We start from the raw sequence: 17,941 nt of genomic DNA on the forward strand, positions 1-17,941 counted from the left end.
TTCTTGTCCTGTCAAAAAGAACGGGATCAGAGCCCCGAAACTGTCACGGTCTGATTGTCCCTGAGCCGCCACCAGCCGCCGGAAACAACCAATTCGTTGCCCTTCAGGCCATCCAGAACGACAATCTCATTGTTGATCGGAAGACCCAAACGGACCGCCCTGCGCGCGACCTGGCCGGACGTTTCTTCGTAGATCCAGATGGACGGTTCGGTTCGGCTCGTCGTATCCACCGCCGAAACCGGAACGATCACGGATTGCGGGCGATCTGCTTCTGCGGCAATGGAGATGCGCACATCCGCAGTCATCCCGGGCAGAAGACGCGGGTCGATATCACCCGTGATCGCAAATTCCACGTCGTAGGTCTGCGCCGTCCGGTCGGCATCGGTCGCAAACGAGCGAAGCACCAGAGGCGCGGTGTAACCCGGAACAGCCGGAAAAGTTGCAACGATCTCGAAGGCATCGGGTGCCGACCGCGCAATGGCCGCAAGTTCCTCTGGCAGGGAGATCACGAGCCGCATCTCGCTGACATCCTGTAGACGCGCGACAGGCGCGGCCGACGTGACGTTGACATATTCTTCAACGAAGGTGCGCGCCACAATCGCGTCGAATGGCGCGACGATTTTCGTTTGGGACAGGCGCCGCTCTGCCTCGCGGAGCGCGACTTCTGCCTGGACGAACTGCGCGCGGGCCGTGTCGAGGCGCGCGTCGGACGCCACGCCACGATCGGCGAGGTCCGAGGCGCGCGCGAGTTCGGAATTCGCCAGGTCGTAGGACGCCTGAGCCCGGTCGACGGCGAGTTCGAAATCGATTTGGTCGAGCTCCGCGATCACCTCGCCCTCGCGAATCGTGTCGCCGGGCTCAACCTCAAGGCGAATGATCTGCCCGGGTATCTGAAACGCAAGGTCCACCGTTCGAGCAGGTTCGACGCGGCCTGCAATGCTGCGAGACTGACTTACGACGCGATTGAGCGCACGGGTCACTTCGACCGTGACTGGTCGCTCCACGTTCGCTGCAGGCCTTGTATCGACTTCTGCCTCCAGGGTGTCCGTCGCGGTCTGGGCCAGCACATCGGTCAGGAACGGCGAAACAAACGGGACGGCAACGGCCGACACGGCCGCTACCGCAATAACAAAAACGATCCGCTTCAAACTTCGTGTCTCTCTATTCGAGTTCATTAATCATGGCCCTCAATTGCTCGATGACGCGTCCCCTGAGATCCGCGCCACCGTCGGGAAGGCCCAGAAGTTTCTGGAACCGAAGTCCCTGGATCGCTAGGACGACAACCATAGCACCCGGAGTGTCTTGTGTGTCGGACAGGATACGCTCAAGGTCGCCGGTCAGTTCAGCCCGTAGCGGATCGAGCAGCCGCGGATCTGACGCGGCAGCCGCGAGAATCGCCATCGAGAGGTCGTCATCGACGGCTCTGGCTTGCACGATTGCTTCCAGGTGCCCACGCAGGGTGCGGGATCTGCGATCTTCCGGGACTGATGCCAGGCGTTCGTGATGTTCTGCGAGCATCTCATCAAGCAGCCCGGCAAGAAGCGCTCTCTTGGTCGGAAAATTGTATAAGACCCCGCCTTTACTGAGATCGGCCTCACGCGCGACGGCGTCGATCGTAATCTTTCCCGCGCCCTCTCTGTGCGCAATTGCCCGCGCAGCGCCGAGGATCCTTGGTGACGCATTCTTTGCCTGCATTTTGGATTGTATGGTCATTATTCACTGTCCATTCGGCAATTTTATTGAGAGATTTGGAGCACTGCCCCGTTGTCGGAAAGCAAGGTCAGTTCAGAGCTCTACTCTATGTCCGCTCCCGTAGAGTCGCAGGAATGCAGTGACTGCATCGGCCGCATGCTTGTCCCGCTCGACTGTTCTTTGCACGGCCAGCAGGCGTGGCATCAACAGTCCAGAAACGCAAAGATGTATGAAGTGATCCGCAACACGCGGGGGGTTGTCGATCTCAAGCGCGCCTTCCCGGGAAAGGCGTTCCAGAACTTTACTGATGAGTTCGCGTGCCCGTTTCGGTCCGGCACGAAAATACACCTCCCCGACCTCGGGAAGCATCTCGGTGGCACCGATACACGTCCGCAGAAGGCGGATGTAGGTTTCGTCCAGAACGAGATCGATCATGCGCAGGGCAAGTTTTTCCAACTGGGCGCGCGGCTCGGGACCTGCGGACAAGGGTCGGAGGATCTCTTCCGCAAGCCGACCGCATTCGGATTCCACGACGCTCAGAAACAGCTGCTCCTTGGTCGGGAAATACGAATACATTGTTGCCTTCGACACTTTCCCTTCGGCGGCAATGGCATCGACGGTGGCGCCTTCATAACCGCACCGGAAGAAGACCTCCCGCGCGCCGAACAAAACCTCGGCCATTTTTCTCTCGCGCATCTCGCTCTTCCTGTCCTGTGCAGCATTGCGGGATTTCAAACTTGACTGTACCGTCTAGTCGGTACAGTAAATTGATTTTTATGTGGCGGCAAGCCGCAAACCTGGGCGGATCGTTCGGAGTGAGTGCCGCCTGTCAGGCATACCCAACGCGGCTTTCAATTCGTCATGAGCTTCGGGCCGTGCTCCGTTCGCGGTGCTTTCTGGCGCGGGATTATTCCGCGAACAGGACGGACGTCATCATTCCGCCGAGCGTGCCGTCCCGTCGAAAGCACCCTCCGCCTCCCAGCGGCGTGCAATGGATCCAAGGGTGTCCAGCACACCGCGCAGCTCCGCGCCGCGTTCAGTCAGCCCGTATGTGACAGCGGGCGGGATGGTCATGGCCTGCTCGCGCCAGACCACGCCGGCATGTTCCAGCATTCTCAGCCTCTCAGTCAGGACCCGGGTGGAAATTCCAGGCACCAGCCGTTTGGTCGCGCCGAAACGCTGTGGACCCTGTTCGGACAGAACCCAAAGGATATAAATCGTCCAAGGTCCCGTGATGACACGCAGCAGCGCCTCCATCGGGCAGGAAGCTGGTTGGACGCTTTTCATTGTGGATAGCCCTCGCAGCCCACGAAAGTAAGTTACTTTTAAGTGCCTACTTTAACTGATGAAGCAAGGCACCTAATGATACTATATGGAAAACGGCAGCCTAACAACCCGCCGAAAACCGGGAGAGCGGCAGTGAGTGACAACGTGGCAAAATATGTCTACTGGATCGCGACCGGCCTTGTGGCATTGGTCTATCTGGGTGCGGCGGCCTTCTACATCTCATCCCACGACATGGTCGCGGGCATGTATCGCGAGGTGTTGGGCTATCCCACATACATCATCTGGCCACTCGCAATTTTGAAGATCGTCGGTGCCGTTGTGATCCTCTGGCGCCCTTCGGCGGTGCTGGCAGATTGGGCCTATGCGGCAATGTTCTGGCATCTGGTGCTCGCCTTCGGGGCCCATGTGGGCGCAGGCGATCCGGGTTGGTCGCCGGCTCTGGCGACCTGGGTACTCCTGATCGTCTCGTGGCTGACCGCCAATCGCGTGCGTGCGGTCAAGTCGGCCTATGCACCGGCAGTTCCGGCAGCGCCAATCTGATCTGCTGCGGAGTTGCCACGGGGGTGCCCATAGCCTCGGACTTGGGTTTAAAAGGACGACAACATGACTGAAAAGCAGCCGACATTGTTTGTTCCCCATGGGGGTGGCCCCTGTTTCTTCATGGACTGGAACCCGCCTGACGCCTGGGATCGGCACCGCAAATTCCTTGAGGACTTGCCTGCGAGCCTGCCGGCAAGGCCCAAGGCGCTCCTCGTGATCTCGGGCCATTGGGAAGAGCGGGTCTTTACCTTGCAGACCAACCCCGCCCCGCCTCTGCTGTTCGACTATCAGGGATTTCCGCAGCATACCTATCAGCTAACCTGGCCCGCGCCGGGCGAGCCCGCGCTGGCGACCCGCGTACGCGCACTTTTAGAAGACGCGGGATTCCAAACCGGGGCCGATGCTGCGCGTGGCTTCGATCACGGGGTATTCGTTCCACTAAAGGTGGCTTTTCCTGAGGCCGACATCCCCACCGTCCAATTGAGCCTGCGCGACGATCTCGACCCCGAGGCGCATCTTGCCGTCGGTCGCGCGTTGGCGCCCTTGCGCGACGAAGGGGTGCTGATCATCGGATCCGGCAATACCTATCATAACATGGGCAAGATGATGCGGGCGATGAGGGGCGGACCGGACGGCCCGGTGAACGGCGGAGACTTTGACCGATGGCTCACGAGTGCGGTGACCCATGAAGACCCCGCAGTGCGCCATGCCATGCTGGCCGAGTGGGATCAGGCGCCCGGCGCACGCGATGCCAATCCGCGCGAGGAACATCTGATCCCGTTGCACGTCGTGGCCGGGGCTGCGCTTGCGGATCGGGGGGAGAAGACCCTCGAGGATCACGTGTTGGGCGCGGTCGAAAGCGCGTTCAGATTTGGATAGGACCAACCATGAGCTTCGAACTTCCCCCGCGGCAGGGCCCGCGCCCCGACACCACCGATTGCGCCCCGCATGAGCAGGTGTCGCAGAACTCCTCGGCAGAGATCCACGCATTTTTCAAGGAGAAGGCCTTCGCCCTGCCCTTCGTCGAGCGCTGCCGGTCGGGCATCTCGGTGCCCGGCGCCGAAGCACTGGTCTTGCCGGTGGCGCATGCCTGCGGCCCGCGTGAAGCCTTCATGATCGGACGCGAATTTGCCCATGTGCATCCCTCCTATGACGGTTCGTCGCACATGATGCTGCCGCTGGCGGCGGTCGATGAACTCATCGCCAAGGGATGGGGCGAACCGCACCCGATGGCGTCGGCCGGACACATCCCGGCAAATGCCGTCATGGCCTTTGCGCCGCGCGATGGGTCAGAGGTCGACGTCATGATCAAAATCCTGACAACGAGCTGGGACTTCGCCCGCGGCAAGCTGGCCAACCCCGCGCAGGTTCACATCCACGGCTGACTCTCTCTCAAAGAACAGGAATACGCCCATGGCAAGCTTTCAGAACGGACCATTTATCGTCACAGGCGCCTCCGGCCAGCTTGGACGCCAGGTAATCGATCAACTGATCGAGGCGGGCGCCGGTCCGATCATCGCGGTCACGCGCAACGCCGACAAACTCGCCGAGTTCAGGGACAAGGGGGTGGATGTTCGCCAAGGCGATTTCAACGCGCCCGAAACACTGGGTCCGGCCATCGCGGGCGGCAAGCGGATCCTGATCATCTCCACCGACGATCTGGAGCCGGGCAAACGGCTCGCGGCTCATTCCAATGCGATCACCGCCGCACGCGAGGCGGGTATCGACCACATCGTCTATACCTCGCTTGCCAGCCCGGTACCCGAAAGCCCCATCACTTTCAGCAAGGATCATCAGAACACCGAGAAGCTGATCGAGCAAAGCGGCGCCAGCTACACGATCCTTCGCAACAACCTTTACACGGATCTGTTGCTTATGAGCGGACCGCAGGCGATCGACATGGGGCAGCTCTTTGCCGCGGCAGGGGACGGACGGGCGAGTTACGTCACGCGCGCCGACTGCGCCCGCGCCGCCGCTGCCGCGCTGATGAATGCGACCGACCGCGAGGTCCTGGACATCACCGGGCCCGAATCCACCGGCCAGGCCGATATCGCGGCGCTTTTGTCGGACATCGCCGGCAAGGACATCCCCTACGTTCCGATGCCGGCCGAAGACATGGTGCAGGCGATGATCGCAAATGGCCTGCCCGAGTTCATGGCGCGTGTTTTCGTCTCTTTCGACCAGGCAATCGCCGAAGGCTACCTTGATGTGGCCAGCGACGATCTCAAGACGCTCACCGGCAAGTCCGGACAGTCGGTTACCGATTTCCTGACCGAAAACCGGGCGGTGCTTCTTCGGGCGCCGCAGTAACTATAGAGGCGGACAAAATCATGAAACTCTACAACGCGAATTTCTCGCCCAATGCGCTGCGTGTGCGGGCGGTGGCACACGAACTGGGCGTGGACCTCGAAATCGTCCAGGTCGACATCCGGGCCGGGGACAACCGCGCGGCGGAATTTCTCGCTCGCAATCCCAATGCAAAGGTGCCCGTTTTGGAGGACGGGAATTTCGTGCTTTGGGAATCCCGGGCAATTTGTGCCTATCTGGCGGGGCTTCGGCCCGAGGCGGGCCTCTATCCTGAGGGCCGCAAGGCGCGGTCCCTCGTCGATCAATGGACCTGGTGGCAAGCGATCCACCTTGGCCCGGCGATGCAGAAATTGTCCTTTGAGCTGTTTCTCAAAGAGAAATTCGGCATGGGCGATCCCGATCCGACTGTGGTCGAAGCGGAACGAAAAGCCACAGATCAGTTCCTTGCCGTTCTGGAAACCGGACTCGACGGCAAGGACTGGATCGCAGGCGCACTCAGCCTTGCCGACTTCTATCTTGCGACCACCTTCATGTATCGCGATCAAGCGGGGATTTTACTGGACCAGTACCCAGGAGTTGCGAGTTGGATCGACCGGCTAGAAGCGCGTGACAGCTGGCAAGAGGCTGTGGCACCCCTAAGGGCGCTTTTCCGCTGACGTCGTGATCCAGGGGGTAACATACCCCTGACGAGTGCCGAGGTTGACGATACGGTCGGCCGTTGTCATCGCTTTGATCTGATCGTGGGTCAGAAAGTCAACTGACCCAGCCTCCCGATCAGGTCATCCAGTTCGCGGATCATCCGCTCACCTGACAGTGAGCGATCCACCACAGTGGCCGCCAAGGCTTCGCGCGTGCAGTCATCCACGATGCACAACACACGGAACCTTTGGCCATTAGCAAAGGCATCGGACACGAAGTCCAACGACCAACGCTGATTGGCGCGATCCGGCACTAGGATGGGCCTGCGCGTACCCAGTGCGCGTTTGCGTGATCACCTGCGGCGCACGGCCAGCCCTTCCTCGCGATAGAGACGGAAAAGCTTCTAATGGTTCACTTCAAAACCCTCTCTGGCCAAAAGGATGCCCTAACTACGATATCCGAACCGGCGACGTTTATTCGCCAGTTCCCGCAGCCATTGGCGCAGGGCGTGGTCGCTCCGATCCTGATTCCGATATGACTGGGAGTTCCATAAGTCCTTGATCCAGGCCTGTGGGTCACAAAATCTGTTGTCGCTTCATGCAGTTCTTTACGAAAAATATCTGCGGTACCAGATGTTGGTTCTTACATACCGTGGGCAAGAAGCCGTGGAAGAACATCGAAAAAGGCCTAGTCCACATGCTTGCGGCCTTCTGACGTTCTGCGAACTTGGCTGGCATGACCCCGGGTCCGACGCGGATAGCGGACTTAACTCTTGCTGCGGGTCTTAGGCGCGCCGCTTTCGCCCGAGAAGTATTCGTCCCAGGTGCGCCCGAGTCATGCGCACTCTTGGCCAAGAGCCAACTTAACATATGCGTGCTTATGCGTGTTCTGGATCACCTTCAGGTCGCTGCTTGCCACATCCGAAACCGCCCCTGCCCGGTCACTTCCCGGATGAGGCCTCGCGCTTCCATCCATGCGAGGTTGCGCTGAACCGCTGCCCGACTGGCACCGGTCAAGGTTTGGGCCATAGGAGCGGAAACGAGGGGCCATTCGGTCAGGGCCGCAAGCAAGTTTGGCGAGGTTTTACCCGAGAGCGCGGCCGTCTCAGCTTCCGCCCGCGTTGACCATGCTTCGAGATCGTCGAGATGTCGCATCGCGGTCAGGCAACCAGTTTCCATCTCATCCAGCCAGCGGGCCAATCTTTCAGCTGGACGGCCGGACGCACGTAAGCCCCCTGCCCCGCCCATGGCCAGCGGCGCAAAGATGGCTCCATTGCCGTCGCTGGCCGCGATCCTGCCAGCAGTCACAGCGGCCTCAATCCGGTCTCCATATCGGCCGAGGCCAGCCAGACTCCAGAGCTGAAACCCCATGCAAGCGCGCGTGATCGGGTGGAGGTCAACCGCGGCTGTCATCACGTCCAGCCAGCTCCCTACACGCTCGTCAAAGCGCTCGGCATTGTCCTCGAATTTCTCAGGATCACGCCGATCCAGGAAGGCCGCCAAATCTACCATTGGCTCCGGACCACCTGTCAGGCGTCGCACGGCCCATCCGGCACGGGCCAGTGCTTCCGAGTCATCCTGCACTCCAGACAAACGCATGGATAACCAAAGCGCCAGCCGATCGGGGCTCACACGATCTCCTGCGAACCAGCTAAGATCCGCCGCCTCGATAAGAGCGAGCCGATGCCGCCAGCCTTCCGGACCGCGCAGCAGCCGGTCATCCAGAGCTCCAAGGCGTCCAGCCAGTCTTGCCAGTCGCGCAGCGTGAACCCCCTCTGCCCTTGCCCAGTGTCGCGTTGCCCTTAAATCGGTTCTGCCTCAATTTGTGTGGCGCAACTATCCTGAGCTTGGAACATTCGGGAGGGATAGTCGTGATTTCAAAAAAGCACTGGTCGCCCGGGAGCGACGTTTCGGTTCAAGGCGTTAAGCGACGTGATTCCGGCGGGTGGCTTGTATCCGGTGTTTTGGCACCGAGAGGCATCTGCCCAGATTGTGGTTTGCATTCTCGGCGTCGTCACGGGTGGCGGCAAAGGCGGCTACAGGATTTACCTGCACTTGGCGACAAGGTAACAATCGCACTCTGGGTCTGCAGGTGGCGATGTCGCGCTTCCACGTGCCCGCGGCGGACTTTTTCGGACTACACCTCGTCAATTGCGCGTCCATTTGCACGTCGAACTTCGCGTGCTGATGACATTGTAGTTCATCTGGGGCACGCCACGGGTGGACGGCCTGCCGAGCGGCTCTTGCGCCGTTTAGGCGTCGGTGTCAGCAATGACACGGTGCTGCGACACCTCAAGAAGTGTGCGGAAAGCGTCGCCCCGCCGCCAACGGTCATTGGCATCGACGATTGGAGCTGGCGCAAGTCGCAGACTTACGGAACCATCATCGTCGATCTCGAGCGGCAGACCGTAATTGATATTCTTCCGGATCGGAGCGTTGAAAGCTGTGCGAGCTGGCTGCGGCAGCACCCTGAGATTGAAGTCATCAGTCGGGATCGTTGTGGCGGATATGCGAAGGCCGCACGTCAGGGTGCACCGCAAGCCCTGCAGGTCGCAGACCGTTTCCATCTCGTCCAGAACCTGCGCCAGGCCATTGAAGAGCAGATGAATATGCATGGCCGCGCCACCGGGCGGGCGCTATTGTCAGATGCCGAAAACATCAGCACGGCCAATCATCTACTGCGATCGCGTCTTGCTCATCGGAAATCACGTGAGGAAATTTTCCGAAACATCCATGCGCTTCGTGATCAAGGGCTGTCTTGTAGCGAAATTGGACGTCGGACCGGCTTCCCGCGTCGTAGTGTGGCGAAGTGGTTGAGCTCCGACTCGCCACCAGACCGCCGCCGAGCTGCATTGAAGCCCACGTCGCCGTGGTATTTTGAGAGCATACTGGCCGATCTCTGGAAACAGGGTATCCGGTCCGGCCAGGAATTATTGGTCGAAATTCAACGCCATGGCTATGAGGGCAGCTTGTCTCATTTGCAACGTCTGCTGGCCGGATGGCGAAGGGATGAACAAACCGTTCTAGCAGGCCCGACCGACACGCCGCTGCCCCTGGCGCCTGTGCGGGACCCGCAAACCGGTCACGCCATTTCGCCGGTTGTCGCAGCGGCGCTCTGTATCAAGCCGCGACGCAAATTGACCGCAGACCAGGCCCAAAAGGTAGATGCATTGAAGGCCGGATCGCCAAGCTTTGCCACGATGCGGAGCCTTGCCATGCGGTTTCAGGGCATTTTGCGCGGCGACCAGTCCGCCCCGCTGGACGCATGGATCGACCTGGCCATTGAGACTGGCATCCCACCAATCATGCGCTTTGCCCGCACGCTGCACCGCGACATCGAGGCCGTGCGCAATGCCATCGAACTTCCGTGGAGCAACGGTCAGGCTGAGGGCCAAGTCAATCGCCTGAAGACCCTCAAGCGCGCCATGTACGGTCGCGCCGGACCAGAACTCCTCAGAGCCCGAATGCTGCCACTGCGCCACACAGATTGAGGCAGAACCCATTTAAGCGCTAAGTGACGCTTTTTCCCGACGCGGATGCGCCATCAGGTGCTGACGCTGGATTCGGCGGATCAGGACATGTCGCGTCTGCTGGGCATCCCCCTGAACGCGCCGGTGGGCTGCCTGGCACGCAGCCTCAAGACGACGGAAGGCGCTTTGCTTTATTCCGGCCTCGTCACATATCGCGGCGACATGGTTCAGCTGGAAATGCCGTTCTGACCCCGGCCGACCGGGCATCGCGACATGAAGGCGAGGGACGCTGCCGCGCCGTCAGAATTCCAGCACGACCTCATCCGCATGCGCGTAGATGGTCTGGTGATAGAACGGCTTGCCGTCCCCGAACCTGGTCTGCGCATCGACCCGGAAGACCGTGGCATCGGGGCACAATTCGAACATCGCGGCCTGACTCGATTGTTGCCGGCAACCTACCACAAGCCACCCACTCTGCGCGGTCTGGTCGATACCGATGACGAAAGAGACATCCTCGCCGAGATCGAGGGCCCGACCAGTGGGCGCTTGCAGGCCGAACGTGGGCGCAAACCGCATATCGACCTGCGAGAATTGGCTTGCCGGCGGCGCAGCCAGAACCTGCGCATCTATGGCGACAGCCATGTGAACGCGGCCTTCACCTATACCCGCACAGGCGTGAACCGGTTCAACTCTGGCGAACGTGGCGCGTGGTATTGCGCCTGGAATGTGATGGTGTCGGTGCGCGAGGTGGCGTTTCACCGGACGCGCGAATTGACCTACACGGGTAGGTTCGAGGATCGCGCACGTTACGTCGAGTTGCTGGCGGATTTCATCGGGGTGATTGACGACATCACAGATGACTCCACTCGTCCGGCACTCAACCCGGATCCCGCCATCGGTTACCCGGAGGGGCAGAGCCTTGCGCAGCAGCTACGACGACACGGATCGCGCCGGTTGAGAAACCCTTCGGCCCGGGCGCCCGCACCGGGAGGAAACTGTCTGGTGTGCTTCGAGCCGCGCGCGATTCTGAACGTGCGCCCCGGCGCGTCCTGGGACCTGGTTTGGGATGGGACGCCAGATTACGCGATCGTGGCTGTTGGTTGAAACGCAGGCCACAGCTTGCATCTGCATCATAAGAACGCGTTGCTTTTTCAGCGTGCACCATGATCGCGACCCGGGTTCAGGCACGGTACGCAGCAACAATTGCTCTTGTTCCGACCGGGCAGCGTCAACGCCTGAATGCAATATCATAAATCGGAATTACCGGTGACTTGCCTGAGCCCGAGCGCGCCGCGCGATGGCAAAGACACTGTCCGCGCCGGACCGGGCGGCGGCAGGTAAGACGCGTCCTGGCCTGCGGTCGGCGCGCCGCGTCACTCCCGCTCTATACGGTACTGGCGCATCTTGCGGTACAGCGTGGGCCGCGAGATGCCCAGAACCGCCGCGACCCGTGTCAGATTGCCCTTTTCCGCAAGGATCGTCCGGCGGATCGCGCTCGCCTCGATGCTTTCCAAGTCGCCCGAATTGCCGCTCAGGATGCTTTCCAGCGAATGCGCCTCGGGCTCGTCGAAATCGCTGCGCAGTTCCGGAGGCAGGTCCTTGACCGTCACGACCGGGCCCGATGCCACCAGGTAGACCCGCTGCACCGTGTTGCGCAGCTCGCGCACGTTGCCGGGCCAGCGATAGCTGACCAGGCTCTCGGTCGCTTCACTGTCAAAGCGCATCCGGGACCGGCCGAATTCCTGCGCGTAATGGGACGAAAAATGTTCAATCAGCGGCAGGATGTCCGAGCGGCGTTCGCGCAGGGGTGGCACGATGATGGTGACCACGCCGATCCGGTAGAACAGATCGCGGCGGAACGACCCCTTTTCGATTTCGAGCCGCAGATCGCGGTTGGTCATGCCGACAAGGCGCACGTCGACGGGGCGGCGCTTGCTGTCGCCCATGCGGTAGATCGCACGCTGTTCGAGCGCGCGCAGCAGGTAGGGCTGCAACTCGATCGGCATGTCGCCGATTTCGTCCAGACACAGCAGGCCGCCGTCGGCCTGTTCGAACTTGCCCGCCCGTCCGCCCCGCACCGCGCCGGTGAAGGCGCCGTCGACATAGCCGAACAGCTCGGCCCCGATCAGGTCGCCCGAGATGGCGGCGCAGTTGAGCGGTACATAGGGCGCATCCGTCTGGCCCAGGCGGCTGTGGATCAGGCGCGCGAACAATTCCTTGCCGACACCGGTTTCGCCCTGGATCAGGACCGAGACGTTCACCTTCGCGGCCCGTTCGGCCAGTTCGATGGCTTCCACCATCTTGGGCGAGGTGCCGATGATCTGGATCGTGTCTTCCGGGACGTCGCGCCGGGGTTGGAGGGTCACCGCCCCCTTTCGGACCAGCGGCCGGGGCGCATCCGAGCGCAGGAACAGCGCCGCGCCGCGATAGGCATTGTCCAGCATCAGCCGTTCGAGGCCCTGCGGCTTCACCTCGGGCGGCAGCAGGTTCGGCAAATCCTTTTCCGAGAAGGCCTCGAGATCGGGCAGCAGTTTGTGTCCGACCAGAAGCAGGTTCGAGGCCGGAAAGCTGGTGTCGTCGACGCCGCGGCGAAACAGGATGCGCCCGTTGCGGTCCAGCAGCAGGACGGACTTGTCGCCGTGGCTGTATTTCGACTGCAGGAAGGCTTCGAGCAGCAGGGTGCGTTCCTGCCGCTGCTGTTCGGCCAGCGCGATCTCGATCTCGCGCGCGGCGGCCAGCACGAGGGCCACGTTGTGACGGCGGAAGATGTCGGGCGGGCCGGACAGGTCGACCACCCCGATCACCGTGTCGTCGAACGGATTGCGGATCGGGGCGCCGGCACAGGTCCAGGTCTGGACGCCTTCGACGAAGTGTTCGGCGGCGTGGACATACATTGGCTTGCCGGTGCGCAGGACCGTTCCGATGCCATTTGTGCCCACGACCTTCTCATCCCATTGGCCGCCAATTTCCAGATGGATGTCCTGACCTTCGTCAAGGATGGCCGCGTCGCCGATCGCGTCGATGATCACGCCCTGGTCATCAGCCAGGATGAGGATGGACTTCGCATCGCTCAGGTGGGGTTCGAGCCGCTTGAAGGCGGCAGAGGCGGCGCGTCTGAGATGGGCGTTGCGTTCGCGGCGCAACGAAATCTCGTTCTCGTCCCGGATCATGCGAGAGGATTGCGTGGCAGCGTTGACGCCCAGGTCCTTGCTGCGCTGCCACGAGGCCAGGATGTCGTCCCGGACCGCGCCCGTCCGCAGCTCGTCGGATTGTTCGGAGGTCACGAAGGTTTCCCAGGCCATCCGGACGTCGCGTTCCGCCGCCCGGTCGGCGATAGAGGCCTTGAGTATGGAAGCGTCCTTGCCGGCTTTATAGTAGCTCGCTCGAGTCATCTTCGGTTGTGCCGTCCTCTGTCTCGGTCCGGGGCGCGGGAGATCCGCCCCCTGAAGGCCGCGTCTCCACCAGCCCCAAGCAGATCCCGAACGTTCGGGCGATGTCGTCCTCCGTGAAATCCGCGCCGAACTCTCGTGACTCGTAGGGGGCCAGGAGAGCGTGGAGTTCGCTGCTGACAGGAGAGAGATAGCCGTTCTCTTCCGTCGCAAGGACAAAGCGACGCGATCCGCCGGTCCTGAGGATCTGTCCCAGAAGCTGGATCTGTCGGCCGGACGTCCGGTCGAATAGTACGACGCGCCCGTTCGGGCTTACTCTGACATGGGGGTCGGGATCGTCGGTCACCTTGGGTGCCGACATGGTATAGATCAGGAGGCCATCGGGCTTCGGCTCTTCCTTCCGGCGAGCCTGGTCCTGCCGCATCTTGGTGAATCCGCCATTGCTGATCTGGTCCGCAAGCTTGCGGATCGTCCCGGCGTTTTCCGATAACAGCTTTCGGGCCCGCACGTCTTCCGACCGCGATCCCTCACGCTTTGAAAAGATATCCAAGGCGTTCTCCTCCTTAGTGTAGATTAACATTCCGGCCATAACGACGCTACGTAAAAATGGCCGCTTTTCTTCGATGTGCCCAGTTAATGAACACGCTTAGCTGACCGTGGCGGGCCGCGCCGCGCGTGGGCCCAAGGCGACAGTCAGCCAAACCCGAACGCCGGGCGGCGTTCGGGTCGTTCATGGGACAGCGCCCGGCCCATCAGCCGAGGTCGAACCGGTCGGCGTTCATCACCTTGCACCAGGCGGCGACAAAGTCCGCGACGAACATCCCGGCATTGGCGCCGCTGGCATAGACCTCGGACAGGGCCCTGAGCTGCGAGTTGGACCCGAAGACCAGATCGACCCGCGAGCCGGTCCATCTGACCTGGCCGGTCTTGCGGTCCCGACCTTCAAAGCGGGTTTCCGTGTCATCCGCCGGCACCCATTCAGTGCCCATGTCCAGGATGTTGACGAAGAAATCCGCGCTGAGCGTGCCGGGGCGGTCGGTCAGGACTCCGTCCGTGCCGCAGGTCGCCCCGAGCGCGCGCAGCCCGCCGACAAGAACCGTCATCTCGGGCGCGGTCAGGGTGAGAAGCTGGGCGCGGTCCACCAGCAGGGCCTCGGCGGGGTAGCGGAAGCTCTGGCTCTGATAGTTGCGGAAGCCCTCGGATTTCGGTTCCATCGGGGCGAAGGACTCGGCGTCGGTCTGGGCCTCGGTCGCATCGGTGCGCCCCGGAGTGAAGGGCACGGCGATGGCATGGCCACCAGCCTTGGCCGCCGCCTCGATGGCCGCGCCTCCGCCCAGCACGATCAGATCGGCCAGCGAAACCTTCTTGCCGCCCGCCGCGCGGCCGTTAAAGGCCAGGCGGATGCCGTCCAGCCTGTCCAGCACGGGGGCGATGCGGGCCGGATCGTTGGCCTCCCAGTCCTTTTGCGGGGCAAGCCGGATCCGGGCGCCGTTGGCCCCGCCCCGCTTGTCCGAGCCGCGGAACGTCGAGGCCGAGGCCCAGGCCGTCCAGACCAGATCAGCCACCGTCAGCCCCGAGTCGAGGATTTCCGCCTTGAGCGCTGCGATGTCGGCGGCGTCGATCAGCGGGTGATCGACCGCGGGCACCGGATCCTGCCAGATCAGGTCTTCGGCGGGCACCTCTTTGCCTCGATAGCAGGGCTTGGGCCCCATATCGCGATGGGTCAGCTTGAACCAGGCGCGGGCAAAGGCCTCGGCGAAGTCCTCGGGGTTCTGGTGGAACCGCCTGGAAATCGGGCCATAGATAGGGTCCATGCGCATGGCCATATCGGCGGTGGTCATCATCAGCGGCACGGTCTGGCCCGACCCGTCGACCTGCGGCGCGCGGTTGTCGTCCTCAAGCCCCTTGGCGTGCCAGATCTGCGCACCGGCGGGGCTTTTCGTCAGCTCCCACTCGTAGCTGAAGAGGACATCGAAATAGCCCATGTCCCATTTGGTCGGGTTGGCCGTCCACGGCCCTTCGATGCCCGAGGTGGTGGTGTCCACGCCGCGACCGGTGCCGTGCCTGTTCAGCCAGCCAAAGCCCATGTCCTGAAGCGGGCCCGCCTCGGGCTCGGCACCGACCAGCGCCGGATCGCCCGCGCCATGGGCCTTGCCGAAGGTATGGCCGCCCGCGACCAGTGCGACGGTTTCCTCATCGTTCATCGCCATGCGGGCAAAGGTTTCGCGGATGTCGCGCCCCGAGGCGATCGGGTCGGGATTGCCGTCCGGGCCTTCGGGGTTCACGTAGATCAGGCCCATCTGCACGGCGGCCAGAGGATTGTCGAGCTCGCGGTCGCCCGAATAACGGCTGCCCGGCTTGTCCGACGTGGCGAGCCATTCGGCCTCGGACCCCCAGTAGATGTCCTCCTCGGGGGCCCAGACATCCGCCCGGCCGCCGCCAAAGCCGAAGGTGCGCCCGCCCATGCTTTCGATGGCGACATTGCCCGCGAGGATCATCAGGTCGGCCCAGCTGAGCGCATTACCGTATTTCTCCTTTATCGGCCAGAGCAGGCGCCGCGCCTTGTCGAGGTTGCCGTTGTCCGGCCAAGAGTTCAGCGGCGCGAAGCGCTGGGTCCCGGTCGAAGCGCCGCCGCGGCCGTCTGCGGTGCGGTAGGTGCCCGCCGAATGCCAGGCCATGCGGATGAAGAAGGGCCCGTAATGGCCGTAATCGGCGGGCCACCACTCCTGGCTGTCAGTCATCAGCGCCGTGAGGTCGGCCTTGACTGCATCGAGGTCGAGCGCCTCGAACGCCTTGCCATAGTCGAAGTCCTCGGGCATCGGATCGCCGCCGCCCTGGGACAGGATCCGCAGGTTCAGCTGGTTCGGCCACCAGTCGCGGTTCGTGCGTCCCGCCACGTTGGTGGCATTGTGCATGACCGGGCAGCCCCCGGTCATCTTGATGTCGTTTCCGTCCATGTCATTCCCTGTCGTTCTTCTTGGGTCATTGGGGTCGGCCCGGCGCGCGGGGCGCCGGGTCGGGGTGATCGGGCGATCAGATCTCGCCGCGCGCCATCGCGCCGCGGATGTACTCGGCTTGGCGGATGGCAAGCGCCACGATGGTCAGGGTCGGGTTCTCGGCCGCACCGGTGGTGAATTGCGAGCCGTCCGACACGAAGAGGTTGGCGATGTCATGGGTCTGGCCATGCCGGTTCACGACACCGTCCTCGGGCCGCTCGGACATCCGGTTGGTGCCGAGGTTGTGTGTCGAGGGGTAGGCCGGCGTCGGAAAGGTCCGTACTGCACCGACCGCATCGTAGATTGCTGCGCCCTGCGCATAGGCGTGGTTGCGCATCGCGATGTCGTTCGGGTGATCGTCGAAATGCACGTTGGGCGCGGGCAGTCCGAACTGGTCCTTGACGTCGGGGCTGAGCGTGATGCGGTTCGCCTCTTGCGGCATGTCCTCGCCGACGATCCACAGGCCGGCCATGTTGGCGTAGCCGTCAAGCGCCGAGGTGAATTCGCGCCCCCAGCCGCCGGGATCGAGGAACGCCGCCATGAACGGCAGGCCGATGCTGAGCGTTTCCAGCTCGTAGCCGCCGACAAAGCCGCGCGCGGGATCGTGCCGCGCCTCGTCCTGCACGATGCCGGCCATGGTGGTGCCGCGGTACATGTGCACCGGCTGCTCGAAGACCGCGTAGACCGACCCGGTGGTGTGGCGCATGTAATTGCGCCCGACCTGGCCCGAGCTGTTGGCCAGCCCGTCCGGGAACATGGTCGAGGCCGAGTTGAGCAGCAGGCGGGGGCTTTCGATGGAGTTGCCCGCCACGCAGACCACCCGCGCGGCCTGCATCTGAAGGGCGCCGGTCTCGTCGAAATATTCGACACCTGTCACCTTGCCGCTGTCATCGTGCAGGATGCGCGCGGCATGACACTTGGTGCGGACCTCGAGTTTGCCCGTGGCCTCGCCCTGTTCGATGTCGGTATAGGCCGAAGACCACTTGGCGCCCCACTTGCAACCCTGAAAGCAGAAACCGGTCTGCTGGCACATGGTCCGGTCGCCGGTCTCGTGGCTCATGATCGCCATGCGTCCGGTCGACACCTCGGTATAGCCAAGCGCCTTGGCGCCCTTTTCCAGCACCTTGAAGTTGTTGTTCCCCGGCAGGCCCGGCCAGCCGTTGGTGCGGGTCACGCCCAGCTTCTTCTCGGCCAGATCGTACCAGGGGGCCATCTCGGCGCCGTCGATGGGCCAGTCGAGAAGGTTCGCGCCGGGCACCTCTCCATAGGTCGTCGCGGCCTTCCACTCGTGGTCCTGAAAACGCAGGCTGGCGCCCGCCCAGTGCACGGTCGAGCCGCCGACCGCCTTGACGATCCAGGTTGGCAGGCCGGGGAAATCCCGGGCCACGCGCCAGTCGCCGCTGGTGGTGCGAGCGTCGGTCCAGGCCAGCTGGCCGAAGCTCTCCCATTCGTCGTTGATGTAATCCTCGGGCAGGTAGCGCCCGCCGGCTTCCAACGCGACGACGCTTACCCCCTTTTGCGCAAGCTCGTTGGCCAGGACGCCGCCACCGGCGCCGGTGCCGACGATCACGACGACGCTGTCGTCGGACAGGTCAAATGGTGCAGACATGCGTACTTTTCCT

The 17,941-nt window shown here is 62.6% G+C and carries 17 protein-coding genes and 2 pseudogenes; 9 read left to right on the forward strand and 10 right to left on the reverse strand.

Annotation, left to right across the window (positions count from 1 at the left end; genetic code table 11):
- Positions 1–26 precede the first annotated feature (26 nt).
- From D8Z78_RS16360 to D8Z78_RS16375, 4 genes are all read right to left on the reverse strand, one after another.
- A complete protein-coding gene (locus tag D8Z78_RS16360; RefSeq protein ID WP_240672156.1) occupies positions 27–1,148 on the reverse strand; it encodes an efflux RND transporter periplasmic adaptor subunit in 1,122 nt (373 codons plus the stop codon).
- 13 nt (positions 1,149–1,161) lie between these two features.
- Entirely contained in the window at positions 1,162–1,713 is a 552-nt protein-coding gene (locus D8Z78_RS16365) for a TetR/AcrR family transcriptional regulator (protein ID WP_224769550.1), read from the reverse strand.
- 72 nt (positions 1,714–1,785) lie between these two features.
- Positions 1,786–2,388, reverse strand: coding sequence for a TetR/AcrR family transcriptional regulator (locus tag D8Z78_RS16370; protein WP_036540318.1), 603 nt, complete (start codon positions 2,386–2,388; stop codon positions 1,786–1,788).
- A gap of 237 nt (positions 2,389–2,625) precedes the next feature.
- Positions 2,626–2,949, reverse strand: a complete 324-nt coding sequence (locus D8Z78_RS16375; protein WP_027238707.1) for a winged helix-turn-helix transcriptional regulator — start codon at positions 2,947–2,949, stop codon at positions 2,626–2,628.
- Between the two features lie 162 nt (positions 2,950–3,111).
- On the opposite strand from D8Z78_RS16375, the gene D8Z78_RS16380 reads away from it, so the two are divergent.
- The 5 genes from D8Z78_RS16380 to D8Z78_RS16400 all read left to right on the forward strand — a co-directional run bounded on the left by D8Z78_RS16380 (position 3,112) and on the right by D8Z78_RS16400 (position 6,482).
- Positions 3,112–3,519 (forward strand): DoxX family protein, encoded by a 408-nt coding sequence (locus D8Z78_RS16380; protein WP_157802081.1) that lies wholly within the window; start codon positions 3,112–3,114, stop codon positions 3,517–3,519.
- Positions 3,520–3,582: 63 nt separating this feature from the next.
- Complete coding sequence (locus D8Z78_RS16385; RefSeq protein ID WP_037931959.1) at positions 3,583–4,398, forward strand: DODA-type extradiol aromatic ring-opening family dioxygenase; 816 nt, start codon at positions 3,583–3,585, stop codon at positions 4,396–4,398.
- A gap of 8 nt (positions 4,399–4,406) precedes the next feature.
- Complete coding sequence (locus D8Z78_RS16390; protein ID WP_037931962.1) at positions 4,407–4,904, forward strand: luciferase domain-containing protein; 498 nt, start codon at positions 4,407–4,409, stop codon at positions 4,902–4,904.
- A gap of 28 nt (positions 4,905–4,932) precedes the next feature.
- The gene (locus tag D8Z78_RS16395) at positions 4,933–5,829 is read left to right on the forward strand and encodes an SDR family oxidoreductase (RefSeq protein WP_037931965.1); all 897 of its coding nucleotides are present in this window, start codon (positions 4,933–4,935) and stop codon (positions 5,827–5,829) included.
- Between the two features lie 20 nt (positions 5,830–5,849).
- Entirely contained in the window at positions 5,850–6,482 is a 633-nt protein-coding gene (locus D8Z78_RS16400; protein WP_027238702.1) for a glutathione S-transferase family protein, read from the forward strand.
- A gap of 101 nt (positions 6,483–6,583) precedes the next feature.
- On the opposite strand, the pseudogene D8Z78_RS16405 reads toward D8Z78_RS16400, so the two are convergent.
- Positions 6,584–6,997 (reverse strand): annotated as a pseudogene (locus D8Z78_RS16405) (transposase family protein); the annotation flags it as partial.
- Positions 6,998–7,052: 55 nt separating this feature from the next.
- Between D8Z78_RS16405 and D8Z78_RS25365 the strand changes: the two are divergent.
- Positions 7,053–7,253: a hypothetical protein gene (locus D8Z78_RS25365; protein WP_379575174.1), complete on the forward strand. Its 201-nt coding sequence runs from the start codon at positions 7,053–7,055 to the stop codon at positions 7,251–7,253.
- A 111-nt stretch (positions 7,254–7,364) separates the two neighbouring features.
- Here the strand turns inward: D8Z78_RS25365 and D8Z78_RS16415 are convergent.
- Positions 7,365–8,252 (reverse strand): annotated as a pseudogene (locus D8Z78_RS16415) (hypothetical protein); the annotation flags it as partial.
- A gap of 83 nt (positions 8,253–8,335) precedes the next feature.
- Between D8Z78_RS16415 and D8Z78_RS16420 the strand changes: the two are divergent.
- The 3 genes from D8Z78_RS16420 to D8Z78_RS16430 are packed head-to-tail and all read left to right on the forward strand — an operon-like array spanning position 8,336 to position 11,038.
- Positions 8,336–9,955, forward strand: a complete 1,620-nt coding sequence (locus D8Z78_RS16420) for an ISL3 family transposase (RefSeq protein ID WP_420824325.1) — start codon at positions 8,336–8,338, stop codon at positions 9,953–9,955.
- A 45-nt stretch (positions 9,956–10,000) separates the two neighbouring features.
- On the forward strand, positions 10,001–10,183 hold the full coding sequence (locus tag D8Z78_RS16425) for a GntR family transcriptional regulator (RefSeq protein ID WP_121634314.1): 183 nt from the start codon (positions 10,001–10,003) through the stop codon (positions 10,181–10,183).
- A gap of 24 nt (positions 10,184–10,207) precedes the next feature.
- Positions 10,208–11,038, forward strand: a complete 831-nt coding sequence (locus D8Z78_RS16430) for an RES family NAD+ phosphorylase (protein WP_240672157.1) — start codon at positions 10,208–10,210, stop codon at positions 11,036–11,038.
- 269 nt (positions 11,039–11,307) lie between these two features.
- Here D8Z78_RS16430 and D8Z78_RS16435 read toward each other — a convergent pair whose 3' ends face one another.
- From D8Z78_RS16435 to D8Z78_RS16450, 4 genes are all read right to left on the reverse strand, one after another.
- Positions 11,308–13,326 carry a sigma-54-dependent Fis family transcriptional regulator gene (locus D8Z78_RS16435; protein ID WP_164932990.1) on the reverse strand — a complete coding sequence of 673 codons (2,019 nt, stop codon included), beginning with the start codon at positions 13,324–13,326 and terminating at the stop codon, positions 11,308–11,310.
- Positions 13,304–13,903, reverse strand: a complete 600-nt coding sequence (locus D8Z78_RS16440) for a hypothetical protein (protein ID WP_240672158.1) — start codon at positions 13,901–13,903, stop codon at positions 13,304–13,306. Before D8Z78_RS16440 ends, D8Z78_RS16435 begins: the two co-directional genes overlap by 23 nt.
- Positions 13,904–14,075: 172 nt before the next feature.
- Positions 14,076–16,280, reverse strand: coding sequence for a catalase/peroxidase HPI (gene katG / locus D8Z78_RS16445; protein ID WP_121634309.1), 2,205 nt, complete (start codon positions 16,278–16,280; stop codon positions 14,076–14,078).
- Between the two features lie 76 nt (positions 16,281–16,356).
- Positions 16,357–17,928 carry a GMC family oxidoreductase gene (locus D8Z78_RS16450; protein ID WP_121634308.1) on the reverse strand — a complete coding sequence of 524 codons (1,572 nt, stop codon included), beginning with the start codon at positions 17,926–17,928 and terminating at the stop codon, positions 16,357–16,359.
- Positions 17,929–17,941 lie beyond the last annotated feature (13 nt).

This window comes from Tropicibacter alexandrii (assembly GCF_003667315.2).
GTDB lineage: Bacteria > Pseudomonadota > Alphaproteobacteria > Rhodobacterales > Rhodobacteraceae > Tropicibacter > Tropicibacter alexandrii.